Raw genomic sequence first — 14,710 nt, forward strand, 5'->3', positions numbered from 1 at the left:
CCGTCATCACGCGACAGCGAACGACATGGTTGGTTTTCTCATGGGCGCGGTCCCCGGCCGCTCGCCCGAGTCCCGGAAGGACCCACTCGAATGCGTTACGCAGTCCTCGGTACGGGCATCGTCGGCCGGACGCTGGCCGGCAAACTCGCCTCCCTCGGTCACGACGTCGTCATCGGCACCCGCGATCCAGGGGCCACCCTCGCCCGCACCGAACCCGACGGCATGGGCAACCCGCCGTTCGCCCAGTGGCACGCCGACCACGACCAGGTGCGTCTGGAGACCTTCGAGGCGGCGGCGGCCTTCGGCGAGACGGTCGTCAACACCACCGCGGGCGAGCGGAGCCTCGATGCCCTGCAAGCGGCCGGCGCACCCCGTCTGAGCGGCAAGGTCCTCATCGATGTCGCCAACCCGCTGGACTTCTCCGCCGGGCGGCCGACGCTGGACCCGGTCAGCACCGACAGCCTCGGCGAGCGCATCCAGCGGGCCTTCCCCGACGCGAAGGTCGTCAAGACCCTCAACACCATGAACTGCTTCGTCATGGTGGAGCCGGCCCGCGTGGCGGGGGAGCACACCGTGTTCGTCAGCGGTGACGACACCGGGGCCAAGAAGGCCGTCACGGCACTGCTGGGCTCCTTCGGCTGGCCCGAAGCGAGCGTCATCGACCTGGGCGACATCACCACCGCCCGCGGCGTCGAGATGCTCCTGCCGATCTGGCTGCATCTGTACGGCACGCTCGGCCACGGCGACTTCAACTTCCACATCCAGGGGGCCCGGCCCGGCCGCTGACCCCGGGGCCCACTGATCCGGCGTGAGCCGTTGAGCAGGGCTTCGAACGGCGGAGGGGTGCGGTCCGGGCGGCTCGAGCTCATGCGGCGCGTGGAAGGCCTGGCGCCGCGCTGAGCCCAGGGGCTTGGTGGGTTTCCGTTCGCGGCGATGAGTTCCGGCCGGGTCGGGAGTCTGCTCCGGAGACCGTCATAGCGACCGTACGACCAGACATCACGGAGGAACCATGACCACCACACCGGACGACGACCCGAGCACCGCGCTGCCCGACCGCCCGCCCGTCGTCGACCTGGCCACCTGGCAGAGCGCCCGTGACGAGCTTCTGGTCCGCGAGAAGGCCCACACCCGCGACGGCGACGCCATCGCCGCGGCTCGCCGCCGGCTGCCGATGGTGGAGTTCGACGGGACGGTCGAGGTCGTCGGCCCCGACGGCCCGGTGCCGTTCCTGGACCTGTTCCAGGGGCGCGACGAGCTCGTGGTCTACCAGCACATGTGGTACGACGGCGCTCCGCACCAGGGGCAGTGCGAGGGCTGCACCACCACGGCCTGGCACCTGAAGGACGCCGTCTACCTCAACGCGCGCGGCGTCTCGTTCGCCATCGTGACCACGGGCCCATGGGACGAGGTGGCCTCCTACGTCGAGTTCATGGGCTACTCCCAGCCCTGGTACTCGGTGCGTGGCGTGGACGGGCCGGTCGGCGGTGACATGGGGTACCTCACCTGCTTCCTGCGCGACGGCGATCGCACGTTCCTCACCTACTCCACGACGGGCCGTGGCAACGAGCGGGTCAGCGGCTCCCTCGGCCTGCTCGACATGACCCCCTACGGCCGTGGCGAGACATGGGAGGACAACCCCGAGGGCTGGCCCAAGGGACGCGGTGCGTGCTGGACCTGGCGCTCCGACGCGGAGGGGAACCCCACCTGGGGCCCGACCGGCCGCCCCGTGCCGCAGTGGACCCGCCCCGGCGCGACCCCGGTGCAGACCCTCGGCCGACGCGGTCACCACCACTGACAGGCCTTCGTCGACGGCGCCGGCGAAGGGGCCCGGCGCCGCTCTGACCTTCGAAGGACGTACCTGTCGGCGTCCCCGACAACCGCTGCCCCGCTTTACAGCGCTCTCTCAGCCGGCAGGCGGACGCACCGAATCCCGGATCACGAGCTGCGTGCTCAGCACGACGTGGTTGTCGGAGGTGAACCCCACCTCGCGGTCCAGGGCTAGGCGTACGGCGGTGCGGCCCAGCTCCTCGTACGGGACCCGGACCGTGGTGAGGGCCGGGGTCAGGTCGGCGGCGAACGGGACGTCGTCGAAGCCGACCACGGAGACCTCGCTCGGGACGCTGAGTCCGGCCTCGCGCAGGGCGGCCAGCGCCCCCAGCGCGACCACGTCGGACCCCGCGAACACCGCCGTGAACCCGACGCCCGCGCTCAGCGCTTCCCGGGTGCGCAGGTAACCCGAGGCGCGGGTGTAGTCCCCGCTCGTGTCCAGCTCGTCGGCGTGCGGCACGCCATGGGCGCGCAGCGCGTCGCGGTAGCCGAGGCGGCGCTCCTCCGCGCTGCTGAAGCCCGGCGCGCCGCCGAGGAAGAGGACACGCCGGTGGCCGGCCGTCAGCAGGTGCGCGGTGGCCTGGAAGGCACCGCCGCGGTTGTCGTAGTCCACGACCGTGGCCGGTACACCCGCGGGCAGCGGCGGCCTGCCGCACAGCACCAGCCGGGACCCGGCGGAGTCCAGCGCCTTTGCATAGCCGGCCATACGACGGTGATAGGCGTCGTCCGTCACGGTGCCGCCCACGAGGAGGACCGCCGCCGCGTGCTGCTCCCGCATCAGCTGGACCAGGTCGTCCTCGCGCTTGGTGTCGTCCTTGGTCGAGCAGACCAGGCTGAGGCGGCCCCGGCTGCCGGCCTCCTCTTCCACCCCCGCCGCCACATGGGCGAGGGAGGGGCCGGTGATGTCACGCAGGACGAGGGCGATGGGCCCGGCGACCCGGCCGGAGAGCGCCTTGGCGTGGACGTTCACGACGTAGTGGAGGGAGTCGACGGCGGCCATGACCCGCTCCCTGGTCTCCGCAGACACCGGGTAGTTGCCCGCCAGCGTCCGGGAAACGGTTGCTACGGAAACACCGGCCCTCGCGGCGACGTCGCGGATCGTGCTGGGCCTGTCCGCCGGCCTCCTCTTCCGCTTCGCCCTCTTCGGCTCCTGGGCGCCGACTGGCCCCTCTTCCTCGTCCGTCACGACTCCGACGTTACTGCACCGGCTCAGGCTTGTGACTTCCGTCGGTCGGAAAGCGCTCTGTCGGGGCCAGTAAGCGTTTACTGCGGATGGCTGTCACGGCTGCCGCCGAAGTCAGACCGCCCGGTCCGCATCAGGCACTGTTGACCAGATCCGCCCTGCGCACCGCATGCGCGAGCGGCAACCCCGCGCAGAGCAGCGTCAGTTCGTCCACGACCGTGCGCCCGAGCCGTTCCAGCTCGTTGCCGAGCGAGCCCGCGATGTGCGGGGTGAGGAAGACGTTCGGCAGCCCGTACAGCGGCGAGTCCGCGGGCAGCGGTTCCGGTTCCGTCACGTCGAGCACCGCGCTGATTCGCCCGCTGACCAACTCGCGCTGGAGCGCGCCGGGTTCGACGAGCGCGCCCCGTGAGGTGTTGACGAGGACCCCGCCGTCGGGGATCAGTGCGAGCCGCCGGGCGTCGAGGATGCGGTAGGTCTCGGGGGTGTCGGGCGCGTGCAGACTCACGATGTCGGCGGTCCGCAGCAACTCGTCCAGCGGCAGCGGTACGGCGCCCAGGGCGGCGGCCTCGGACGCGTCGACGTAGGGGTCGTACAGCGACACGGCGAAGTCGAAGGGCCGGAGCAGCTCCAGAACCCGGCGTCCCACCCGGGAGGCCCCGATGATCCCGACGCGTCTGCCGACGTTGCCGACCGCGGCGTGGTCGCCGGTGGCCGGGAAGACGTGCTCGGCGCGGAACCGCTCCCGCAGCCGGAAGGCGTCCTTCCCGGCCAGCAGGATCGAGGCGAGCGTGAACTCGGCGACCGGCAGGGCGTTGGCGCCCACCGCGCTGGAGACGGCGATGCCGCGCTCCCAGACCGCCTCGCCGACCCAGTCGCGCACGCTTCCGCCGGCGTGCAGCAGGGTCCGCAGCCTGGGTGCTGCCGCCAGCGCGTCCGTGTCGACGGGCGGACAGCCCCAGCCGGTGATCAGCACCTCCGCCTCCGCCAGGGCGCCCGCCACGTCGGGATCGCCGAAGTCCCGTACGACCAGGGTGGGATCGATGCCGGCGAGCGACCGGAGCCGGGCCATGAGCCGGGTCGGGAAGAGCTCGGGAAGGTGCACCGGGTTCATGGCGAACACGGCGCGGGGCAGCTGCGGCATGGGCTGGCATCTCCGGCTCAAGGGACCTGGTTTCAGTAAACGTATTCCAGCCTAGGGACAGTTCTGTCGACCGGTCAATGCTCGTCGTGAGGTGAGTTCCGCGCCGTCCCTTCCGCTCCCCGAGGACGAGACATGAGGAGAAAAGGCAGGTAGAGGGAGTGTTTGGCCACCTCGGAGAAAGCTGGGCGAAACATATGAGTCCCTTCCCCTTGTCGAAAGCTGCCCACAGGTCCTACCGTCCACCCAGCAAACGGTTACTAAATCCGTTTCCTTCCTCGCCGGCGCTGTCCCGCCCGCCCCCTCCCGGAGGACCGATGAGCACCACCATGCGTACGAGAGCCGTGGCCGGTGCGGCCGTCGCGCTCTCGCTGTCCCTCGTCCTGTCCGCCTGCGGAGGTGGGGACGACACCGACTCGACGGCCAAGACCACCAAGGGCGATGTGCAGTTGGAGTTCTGGAGCTGGACCGAGGGGATCCAGCAGCAGGTCGCGGTCTGGAACAAGGAACACCCCGAGACGCAGGTGAAGTACGTCAACGCGGCCGGCGACACCGTCTACCAGAAGCTGCGTGCCGCGATCACCTCGGGCAACGCGCCGTGTCTGTCGAAGATGGACGGGATGAACCTGGCGAACTTCGCCGCCGACGGACTGCTCACCGACATCACCAAGCAGGCCGCCCCGTACAAGTCCCGCTACACCACACCCGCTTGGAACGCCGTGAGTCCGGGCGGTGCCACATACGGCATCCCCACCGGTTCCTCCCCGCTGTTCACCGCCTACCGGGCGGATCTCCTCGCGAAGTACGGCGTCCAGGCCCCGAAGACCTGGGACGACGTCATCGCCGCGGGCAAGGCCGTGCAGAAGAAGGACAAGAACGTCAAGATCTTCAACATGGCGGGCGAGGACCCCAGCACCCTCGTCGACCTGTCCTGGCAGGCCGGCGCACAGTGGTACAGGATCGCCGGCGACCACTGGGGGATCGGCTTCACCTCGCCCGAGGCGCTCAAGGCAGCCGACGTCGTCCAGCAGTTGGTCGACAACAACCTCGCCTCCAACGCCTCCTACGCTGACCCCGGCGTCTTCAAGACCTGGGACCTCGGCAGGACCATCCTGATGACCACCTCCACCTGGCAGTTGCCGATCTACGACACCAACTTCCCCAAGTCCAAGGGGAAGTGGCAGCTCGCCGACGCGCCGGTGTTCGACACCGCCAAGCCGCAGACGTCCAGCAACTTCGACGTCACCGCCGTACTCAAGGGCTGCAAGTACCCGGACCGCGCCGCCCAGTTCGCGACCTGGCTGTCCAGCAGCAAGGAGTCGCTGACCGCGCTCACCGACCCCGCGTCCAAGTCCGGGCTCTTCCCGGCGGTCAAGGACGTATCGCCGTACGTCGACAAGATCATCCCCACGGAGATGTTCAACGGGAAGTCGGACAGCGCACAGGTGATCACGACGGCCGCGTCCCGAGTGGGGGAGCAGTGGCAGTACGGGCCGGACTACGCGGCCATGTACTCCGAGATGCAGAAGCAGTGGGGCAAGGTCATGAAGAAGCAGCTCACCGTCACGGCGATGCTGACGGACCTTCAGGACTGGGTGCTCGCCGACCTGAAGAACAAGGGCGTCAAGGCCGTCGCGGCCGGCTGATCGGGAGACTGCCTTGTCCACCCTCACACGACCGCCGAAGGTCGCCACCGACTCCCCGGTCCGACGGACCTCCCCCCGCCGGACCGGGAGCCGGGGAGCCTACAAGGGCCTGCTGTTCCTGCTCCCCTTCCTCCTCGGCTTCGTCCTCACCTACGTCCTGCCGATCGCCTACGCCTTCAGCCAGAGCCTGCACGAGAAGAAGAGCAGCGGCATCGGCTTCGGTCCCACGAAGACCGTCTACACGGGCTTCTCGAACTTCGCGTCGATCCTCTCCGACGGCACCTTCTGGACCGGCGTACTGCGCACCCTGCTGTTCGGCGGTGCGCAGATCACGGTCATGCTGGGCATCTCCCTCTTGTTGGCACTCCTCCTCGACGGCATCGCCGCCCGAGCGGTCCGCTTCTTCCGCGCCGGCCTGCTCATCCCGTACGTCATCCCGGGTGTCGTCTCGACGCTGATCTGGCTGTTCCTCTACAGCCCGACCGCCAGCCCCATCCTCGACATGGCCGACAGAGCGGGCCTGCACTTCGACTTCTTCGGCGGCCTCAACACGTATGTGTCGCTGGGCAATCTGCTCACCTGGCAGGGCATCGGCTTCAACATGATCCTGATCTCCGCCTCGCTTCAGGCGCTGCCGCGCGAGCTGTACGAGGCCGCCCGTCTCGACGGTGCGAAGGAGTGGCGGATCGCCTGGTCGGTCAAGATCCCCAACATCACCGGGATCCTGGTGCTGACCGGCATGTTCTCCCTGATCGGGAGGCTCCAGCTGTTCACCGAGCCGCTGTTCCTGCGCTATGTGGCGCCGGAGTCCATCAGTACCGACTTCACCCCGATGCTGGAGATCTTCGACCGGGCGTTCAAGACCGGCGACTACCAGTACGCGGCGGCCGAGTCGCTCGTCCTCGCGGCGGTCACCGGCATCCTCGCCTTCGTCTTCTACCGCGTCACGAACAGGAAGATGTCATGAGCAGCATCGCCACCGGGGGCGGTGCGCGCCCCACCCGCCGCGCGGTGGCCCTCACCACCGGCCTCCTGATCGTCTTCCTGCTCTACTCCCTGGCCCCCACCTGGTTCCTGCTGGTGTCGTCCACCAAGAACCAGACCGACCTGTACTCGACCTTCGGCCTCTGGTTCTCCTCCAACCACCTCGCGGACAACTTCCAGGCCGTCTGGGACTACCACGACGGGGTCTTCGGCCGCTGGATCCTCAACTCCGTGCTCTACTCCACGGTCGGTGCCGCGGGCTCCACCCTGATCTCGCTCGCCGCCGGATACGGCCTGTCGAAGTTCGGCTTCCGGGGCCGCGGTGCCCTGTTCGGGATGATCGTCGGTGCCTCACTGCTGCCCAGCACCCTGCTGGCGTTCCCGCTCTATCTCGTCTTCGCGGAGATCGGCCTGACCAACACCGTCTGGGCGGTGCTGATCCCGTACTTCATCAACCCCTTCGGCGTGTACCTCGGCAAGGTCTACGCCGACAGCTCGGTGCCCACGGAGCTGATGGAGGCGGCCCGCATCGACGGCGCGAACGAGCTGCGCATCTTCGCGTCGATCGCGCTCAGGCTGATGCGCACCGGCGGCATCACCATCTTCATGCTCGACTTCGTCAACATCTGGAACAACTTCTTCCTCCCCCTCTTCATGCTCAACGGCGAGCGCTCCTTCCCCGTGACCCTGGGCCTCTTCTCCTGGGTGCAACAGGCGCAGACCTCCCGAGACATGAACACCCTCGTCCTCACCGGATCCCTGCTGTCGATCATCCCGCTCGCCGTGTTCATGTTCGCGCTCCAGAAGTACTGGCGCAGCGGAATCCTCATGGGCAGCCTCAAGTAAAGGAACGCCATGCCCAACTCACCCGGACGTCGTGAGGTGTTGAAGTACGCCGGTACGGCGGGTGCCGCCGTCGCCGTGCTCGGACTGCCGTCGGCCCCCGCGGCGGCCGCGCCGCTCGGGACGCGCGAGCCCGCACTCCTGGACATCGTCGTCCTCGGCGACGCGGACTCCGAAACCGCACACAGCCTCACCGCGACCCTCTCCGACACGGTCACCGGCGGTCTCGGCCAGCCGGCACGGGTCCTCAACCCCACGGTCCCGGCGTCCTATTGGGGCGGCACGCTCACGTTCGACGTCGCCGTCCACCCGACCGGCACCACCTACGTCACGGTGCGACTGTGGGGAGACGACCACGACGACACCTCCGACGAGGCGGCCTCCGGTACGAACATGTGGCGCCTCCAGCTCTTCTGCGAGGGCAAGCAGGTCGGCTATGAGGACCAGGGCGCCGTCGACAGCCTCGACATCCTCGACACCGCGCCGCGCACCCCGGGCCGCTTCTTCTTCCACACGCTGCCGCTGCCGGAGAAGATGACCGCCGGCAAGGACAAGGTGACGCTGGAGATCCGCGCGATGGGCCGCATCTGGTCCTACGGCCAGGACGCCTCGCAGCTCTACCGCACCATGACCACGCCCTCGCGCGGCATCTACCGCGTCTACACCCACACCGACCCCTGCTTCGTGCCGCCCAAGGGCGAGGTCCAGGGCACCGCGCCCGACCCGAAGACCCGCACCGGCGGTGAAGAGGTCCTGGACGCCATCAGAGCTCGGGTGCAGAAGGACCAGAGGGACCTCCTCACCACCGCCGACCCGGCCACCCTGGACGGCTGGGCGATGCAGTCGCTGGCCGAGGGCTACCTGTGGTCCGGCAGTCCCGCGCACCAGAACCCGGCCGCCCTGGACCGCGTGCTCCAGGCCATCGACGGCCGCTACCTGGCCTGGAAGTCCGACGCCACCGTCATGACCGGCTCCGACCAGCAGTGGCAGGGTTTCGGCCGGGTCGGCCTGGTGCTGGCCCTGCTGTGGGAGCACCTGGGGAACCAGCTCGACGCACAGGTCACCGGATCGCCGTACGCGATCACCAACCCCGGCTTCGAGAACGGCGCCGACACGCCCACCGCCTGGCAGATGCCCGGCTGGGCCGCCGCCGGCGGCGGCACCTGGGCCCGTGACACCACCGTCTCCCGCTCCGGTACGGCCTCGCTCAAGCTCCAGGTCGGCACCACGAACGGCTACAGCTACGTCAACTCCGGTGCCAGGGTGAAAGTCGGCTCCGGCACCTACACCTACGGCGCCTGGATCAGGACCGACGGTGTCACCGGTCTCGGCGCCCACATCGACCCGCTGTTCTACGACGCGAACGGCAAGCTGGTCGGCAGCGACCACAAGGTGTACGCGAGCAAGGGCACCCACGACTGGGAGTACGTCACGCTCGTCTTCGCCACCCCGACCGGCGCGACCCAGATGGAGATGCATCTGCGCCTGTCGGGTCCCGGCACCACCTGGTTCGACGACGTCACCCTCGTCGCCCCCGCCGACACGACCACCCCCGTGCCACCGGCGCGCCAGGACGCCTACGTCGACATGCTCAGGTCGAGCCGGGACTACTGGCGACAGCACTTCCCGCACTACAGCAACCAGGCGCAGATCTGCGCGATCGGCCTCTACCAGACCAACCGCGGCCTGAAGCTCCTCGCCCCGGACCTGGCCCTGCCCGAGGACAGGGCCCGCGACTACCTGTACCAGTCCATCGGCATGGTCCCCTACCTCGGCCCGGAGGACGCCGACGGCAACCCGACCAAGCCGCTCGGCGACAGCTACTACCAGGTGACGAAAGCGGGCCTGACCCGCGAACTCGGGTACGTCGGCAGCTACGGCGAGGTCGTCGACTGGCTGGTCATGATGTACGAGTCGGTCACGCGCGGGCACCAGGGCCAGGAAGCACCCGAACTGCGCGAGCAGATGGTCAGGATGACCAAGGCACGTGGCAGTTTCCGTGTCATCGACGTCGACAAGGACCACTGCCGGATCTCCCGTATCGAGACCGTCATCGGCTGGCGCAACGAGGTCTATCCGGGCGAGACCGCCTACGCCTCGCGCACCGCCTGGGACTCCAACCCCGTGATGTCGGCGGCCGTGTTCAAGGACCCCGACATCGTCGGCTGGACGCAGGAGATGGTCGCCGACGGCCAGCTCTACCCACAGCTCAACCTCCAGGCCACCCACCCCTGGACCCGCGTCGGCCTCAACGCCCTGCGTTTCCTCTCGCGTGACTTTCCCGAGTTCCAGTCCATGCCCGCCCGGCCCGGCCGTATCCCCACCGCCTGGGACCGGCCCGACTTCGTCCTCACCGACGAGGAGAACGGCTGCGTCGCGGTCAAGAACGGGGCGGAACTCCTCTTCGCCTCCCTCTACTTCCGCTCCCGCCAGGGTGTGAACAACTACGCCCGCGTCCACCACGTCACCCCCGTCGACCAGCGCTCGGCGACCGTCCGGGAGCGCTCCGCGGGCACCACCGACCAGACCTTCACCGCCCGCGACTGGGTCCTGTGGGACTACGCCATCAACGACCCCGGCGCCTCCCACATACCGCCCGGCGGCTTCCCGCCCCCCGGCGACGCCCTCCACCAGGCCCTCGAAGGCGACGTCTACCACCTCGCCCCCGTACCCGACGACGTCCCCGACCCCACCCTCGGCGTCCACTTCGACGGGGTCGAGACCATGCTCGTCGGCCGCGCTCCCTTCTATCTGTGCGAGTACGGCGACTACCTGATCGCCATGAACACCAGCACCGACAAGACGGTCACCCTGCCCGCACGCCCCGCCTTCGGTCCCGCACGGGACCTGGTCACCGGGAAGACTGTCGGCGCGGGACACCGGCCCAGGCTCGGGCCGCTCAGCACACTTGTCCTGTACCGGGGCTGATCCACGCCCCGGGTCGGACCCGCGTGCGACCTACCGGGAGGGAAGCGCCTGATGGGCCGAGTCCGTCTGTTCCACACCGACCTCGGTCCCGCCGGAGCACCGGCACTGCTGCTGGTGCACGGCTGGGGCGGTGACGGCAGGGAGTGGTCCCCGCACGCGGAGACGCTGGCGGGCCGGTTCCGTCTCGTCGTACCGGATCTGCGGGGGCACGGCCGCTCACCGGTGCCGTCGGACGGCAACACTCCGGTGGCCATGGCCGACGATCTCGCGGGGCTCCTCGAATCCCTGGGCACCGGTCCGGTGGTCGCCGTCGGACACTCCATGGGCGGGCAGGTGGCCAACCTGCTGGCCGTACGGCATCCCGCACTCGTCCGGTCGGTGATCGCCCTCGATCCCGCACATGGCGCACACGGCGCCGAGGTGGACGGGATCCCGGCCCGGCTCGCCGCATACCGGGAACGGGGGGCCCGCGCGGCCGCCGAGTTCGTCGCCGGGGCGTTCGGCCCGGACGCACCGCAGGGCCTGCGCACGGCCCACGTCCGCACCATGCTGGGCACGCCCGACCATGTCATCGCCCAGGCGTACGCCGGCATGTACACCGACCCGGGCGCGGTCGGCATCCGCCCGCACAGCGAGGTTCACCTCCGGCTGCGCACCCAGCCCGCGCTCACCGTGTGGACGTCGGAGGAAGCGGCCGCATGGGAACGCGGCACACTGCACGCGCCCGGATCCCGCGTGGAGCACTGGCCGGACTCAGGGCACTATCTGCACGAGGAGCACGTCGACCGCACGATCCGGCTGCTCCGCGACTGGGCGGATCGGGCGGCCGAGGGCTGAGAGACCCGCACCGACGGTCAGTCGCCGAAGTAGGCCCTGGCGACCGCGTAGGTGTCCTCATAGAGGTGGTAGCGGGTGATCCGGCCGTCCCGGACCGTGGTGTGCAGGGCGAACGCGGTGTCGATGTCCCGTCCTGTCTGCTTGACCTCGGAGACCATGCGCCCGATGAGCACCACGTCCTCGCCCTCGGCGATGACCTGGCGGAGGTCGACCTCCTTGGCCCGCACATGGGTCTGCAGCAGTTCGAAGAAGGTCCGCATGCCGTCCCCCGAGTCGACCTCCGGTACCCACGGAATGCCCGGCGGGTGCGGGATGGAGAACGAGACGGAGTCGGCGAACAGAGCCGCCGCCTCCGCGCTCTTCCCCTCGGCGAGCAGCGGGAACAGGCGTTGCACAGTCTGCGTCGGTGACTCTGCTGTCATGTGCGTCGACGTTACCGCCCGCTGACTCCGGAGCGGGGTCAGCTCGGCTTCAGGACGACCGCCTGGCCGCCCGCCGGGGCCATGGCCACGCTCAGTGTGCTGTCCGCGGTGACGGACCGGGTGCTGACCACGACCGGGGTCTGGTACGGCGCGGCCCCGGGGGTGCCGTCGGCGTACACGGTTGCCGTGTAGGTGCCACCGCCCAGGAACGACAACGGGATCGCCAGGACCCGGGAGGTCTCGTTGGTCATGGCCCCGAGGTACCAGGTGTCGCCGCTCCGACGGGCCACCGCCACGTACTCGCCGATCGACCCGGCCAGGGTCCGGCTCTCGTCCCAGGTCGTGGGGACGGCGTTGAACCAGGGCAGTCCCGGCCAGTTCGCCGGGTTGGCGTACTTGGACGGCTTGTCGTACCAGAAGAGGAAGTTGAGGGGCTGGTAGTACACCGCGGCCATGGCCATCTGGTGGGTGTTGGTCGTCTTGTCCCGTGACTGGCCGTAGCAGATGGTGTAGTCCATCGGGCCGCCGATGTTGCGGGCGAAGGGCAGCGTCACGTTGTGCGTGGCGGTCGGGAACTGCTCGTTGCCCCGGACACCTTCCAGGCTGATCCAGTTGGGGTAGGTGCGTTCGTAGCCGAACGGCCGCACGTCGTCGTGCATGTCGATGAGCAACTGGTACTTGGCGGCTGTCTTCGCCCAGTCGGTGATCTGGTCGGTCATCGTCCGCGTACCGTCGTTGATGAAGCCGAGCTTGATGCCCGCGACACTCCAGCCCTTGTAGAGGCCGAAGAGGGAGTCCGCGTCGGTCAGCGCGAGCCGGTTGACGTAGAGGAAGACACCGATGCCCTTGCTCGTGGCGTACGAGATGACGGACGGGAGGTCGATGGCCGCTATCGGTTCGGTCGCGTCGGTGGTCGTGAACTCGGGGCCGTACCAGCCGGCGTCGTACTCGACGTACTCCAGGCCCCGGGCCACGGCGAAGTCGACGCCCGCCAGGCCCGCGGCGGTGCTGAGCTCGCAGCGGAAGACCTTGCCCGGCTTGATCCACGAGGTGTCGGCCAGGGCGCCGGGCGGGGCCAGGTTGAGGATCAGCTCGGCGTTGTCGACCAGTTCGGCATGGGCGGAACCGATTACTACCGCGCGCCACGGCGTGGCGAAGGGAGTCGTGACCGTGCTGGCCGGCTCGACCGGGCCGGTGCCACGGGCGGTGTGTTCCATCAGGAAGGCGGACAGGGTGCCGGGCTGCCCGTCGGTCGAACCGAGCATCAGGCGCGGGAAGCCGAGCCGGGCCGACTCGCAGACGCAGGCGATGAGCCCGTCCGTGAGGGTGGCGGTGAGCGGCAGGTCGGTGAGGGGGCCGTTGTCCGTGGTGGAGGTGCCGGTGACCGGGATGGAGCCCGGCGCCACCGGGAGGTAGGCGTCCTCGTCGCGGGCGCTGTAGACGGTGGTGTCGTCGGGGAAGGCGAACGTGGTCAGTTCACCGGCGATGGTGGCGGTGCCTTCGTCGAGCAGGAGGTAGCGCAGCGCGACACCGGTCCGGTAGGCGCGGATCTGGACGCCGAAGCGGGCCCCCGAGGCGGTGTCCCGCAGGTTCCACCGCTGCTCCTGGTAGTGGTCGGTGACGGTGGCGTTGCGCCCGTACACCGGGTTCCAGGTGGTACGGGCGGTCCCGTGCTGGTTGCGGGTCACCTTCACGTCGCTGCCGAGGACGGTACCGTCGCTCAGTTCGAGGCCCAGGACGGACGTGTCGACGACCGTCCTGCCGTGGTGGTGGACGGACCACCGGAGCGCTCCGTCCACCACCGACATCGTGATGGCGTTGCCGCCCATGCGCGCGGTCGCGCAGTCCGACTGCCCTGAGCCGGCCGCTCCTTCGGCCGCGTGGGCCGGCTGCGCGGTGCCGGCCCCCGCCGCGGCCAGACCGACGGTGACGGCCGTGCCCTTGAGGACACCCCGACGTGACAGCGCCCCCGGGCTGCCGGCTCCGTTCCGCGCGGGCTCTTCCCGGTCCTGTGTGGTTCTCATGGTGGACGCGGCCTCTCCATCGAGTAAACGTTTTCTACTGGAGAACGTTGTACGTGTCCGAGGGAGCGGGGTCAAGACCTGCGGGAGGCCCAGGCGCCATGGATCGGCCTGGGCCTCGGGGGCGAGTCGGCGTCGATGCGCAGCCTCCCGCCGGCACGCCATGACTTGGTTCTCTAGATCTTCCGCATGCGGACGGCGACGAAGAACGGCGTCCGAAGAGTCTTGAGGTAGCGGACCTCGTCGACCTGGCGGGCGGCCTCCGTGGCCCGTGGCTCCACGAATCGCTCCAACGCGAAGCCGGCGTCGAGGAGTTCGCCCAGGAAGGTCTGCATCGTCATACGGCGGTGGGAGTTCGTGGTGCCGCTGTCCCCGAAACGCGTCTCGACACGGTCCTCGTCGAAGTAGGAGCCGCCGTGCCAGACCCAGTCGGCGGTCGGGTGGACCGTGGAGACCAGCAGGATCCCGCCGGGACGCAAGCCGCGGTGCAGTTCGGCCAGCAGTTGCCGGCGGGCCTCCAGGTGATGGTGCACCAGGGCCATGACCACCAGGTCGAACGAGTCGTCCGGCAGGAAGCCGAGTGGTTCCTCCAGATCGTGGTGGTACAGGGTGACGGCGGCATCGTCGCCGATGCGGTCGCGGGCATGGCGCAGCAGCGTCGCGCTGCCCTCGACGCCGACCACCTCGGCCGCGCCGCGCGCCCGCAGTTCCGTGACGTAGTGCCCGGCGCCGCAGCCGATGTCCAGGACCCGCAGCCCGGTGACATCACCGGCCAGGGCGAACATGGCGGGCCGGTCGGTGTGAGCGTTGTAGGGGCCGTCGGTCGCGTTGTCGGCGAAGTAGTCGCCGAGGGCCCCCTCGTAAGCGGTGTTGATACGCAT

The 14,710-nt window shown here is 69.4% G+C and carries 12 protein-coding genes; 7 read left to right on the forward strand and 5 right to left on the reverse strand.

Annotation, left to right across the window (positions count from 1 at the left end):
• Positions 1 to 90 precede the first annotated feature (90 nt).
• Positions 91 to 786: an NADPH-dependent F420 reductase gene (locus RNB18_RS16375; protein ID WP_311714804.1), complete on the forward strand. Its 696-nt coding sequence runs from the start codon at positions 91 to 93 to the stop codon at positions 784 to 786.
• A gap of 223 nt (positions 787 to 1,009) precedes the next feature.
• Positions 1,010 to 1,795 (forward strand): DUF899 domain-containing protein, encoded by a 786-nt coding sequence (locus RNB18_RS16380; RefSeq protein ID WP_311714805.1) that lies wholly within the window; start codon positions 1,010 to 1,012, stop codon positions 1,793 to 1,795.
• Positions 1,796 to 1,903: 108 nt separating this feature from the next.
• Here the strand turns inward: RNB18_RS16380 and RNB18_RS16385 are convergent, their stop codons facing one another.
• Both RNB18_RS16385 and RNB18_RS16390 read right to left on the reverse strand, forming a co-directional pair.
• The gene (locus tag RNB18_RS16385; RefSeq protein WP_311715217.1) at positions 1,904 to 2,872 is read right to left on the reverse strand and encodes a LacI family DNA-binding transcriptional regulator; all 969 of its coding nucleotides are present in this window, start codon (positions 2,870 to 2,872) and stop codon (positions 1,904 to 1,906) included.
• A gap of 271 nt (positions 2,873 to 3,143) precedes the next feature.
• On the reverse strand, positions 3,144 to 4,151 hold the full coding sequence (locus tag RNB18_RS16390) for a hydroxyacid dehydrogenase (protein WP_311714806.1): 1,008 nt from the start codon (positions 4,149 to 4,151) through the stop codon (positions 3,144 to 3,146).
• A gap of 314 nt (positions 4,152 to 4,465) precedes the next feature.
• On the opposite strand from RNB18_RS16390, the gene RNB18_RS16395 reads away from it, so the two are divergent.
• The 5 genes from RNB18_RS16395 to RNB18_RS16415 are packed head-to-tail and all read left to right on the forward strand — an operon-like array spanning position 4,466 to position 11,386.
• Entirely contained in the window at positions 4,466 to 5,794 is a 1,329-nt protein-coding gene (locus RNB18_RS16395) for an ABC transporter substrate-binding protein (RefSeq protein ID WP_311714807.1), read from the forward strand.
• A 13-nt stretch (positions 5,795 to 5,807) separates the two neighbouring features.
• Positions 5,808 to 6,761, forward strand: a complete 954-nt coding sequence (locus tag RNB18_RS16400; protein ID WP_311714808.1) for a carbohydrate ABC transporter permease — start codon at positions 5,808 to 5,810, stop codon at positions 6,759 to 6,761.
• Positions 6,758 to 7,624, forward strand: coding sequence for a carbohydrate ABC transporter permease (locus RNB18_RS16405; RefSeq protein ID WP_311714809.1), 867 nt, complete (start codon positions 6,758 to 6,760; stop codon positions 7,622 to 7,624). Before RNB18_RS16400 ends, RNB18_RS16405 begins: the two co-directional genes overlap by 4 nt.
• 9 nt (positions 7,625 to 7,633) lie before the next feature.
• Positions 7,634 to 10,549: a Tat pathway signal sequence domain protein gene (locus RNB18_RS16410; protein WP_311714810.1), complete on the forward strand. Its 2,916-nt coding sequence runs from the start codon at positions 7,634 to 7,636 to the stop codon at positions 10,547 to 10,549.
• Between the two features lie 51 nt (positions 10,550 to 10,600).
• The gene (locus RNB18_RS16415) at positions 10,601 to 11,386 is read left to right on the forward strand and encodes an alpha/beta fold hydrolase (protein ID WP_311714811.1); all 786 of its coding nucleotides are present in this window, start codon (positions 10,601 to 10,603) and stop codon (positions 11,384 to 11,386) included.
• A 17-nt stretch (positions 11,387 to 11,403) separates the two neighbouring features.
• On the opposite strand, the gene RNB18_RS16420 is transcribed toward RNB18_RS16415, so the two are convergent.
• The 3 genes from RNB18_RS16420 to RNB18_RS16430 form a co-directional block, all read right to left on the reverse strand.
• Positions 11,404 to 11,808: a nuclear transport factor 2 family protein gene (locus RNB18_RS16420; protein WP_311714812.1), complete on the reverse strand. Its 405-nt coding sequence runs from the start codon at positions 11,806 to 11,808 to the stop codon at positions 11,404 to 11,406.
• Between the two features lie 38 nt (positions 11,809 to 11,846).
• The gene (locus RNB18_RS16425) at positions 11,847 to 13,832 is read right to left on the reverse strand and encodes a glycoside hydrolase family 97 protein (protein WP_394817628.1); all 1,986 of its coding nucleotides are present in this window, start codon (positions 13,830 to 13,832) and stop codon (positions 11,847 to 11,849) included.
• A gap of 173 nt (positions 13,833 to 14,005) precedes the next feature.
• Positions 14,006 to 14,710 carry a class I SAM-dependent methyltransferase gene (locus RNB18_RS16430; protein WP_311714813.1) on the reverse strand — a complete coding sequence of 235 codons (705 nt, stop codon included), beginning with the start codon at positions 14,708 to 14,710 and terminating at the stop codon, positions 14,006 to 14,008.

This window comes from Streptomyces doebereineriae (assembly GCF_031845645.1).
Lineage (GTDB): Bacteria > Actinomycetota > Actinomycetes > Streptomycetales > Streptomycetaceae > Streptomyces > Streptomyces canus.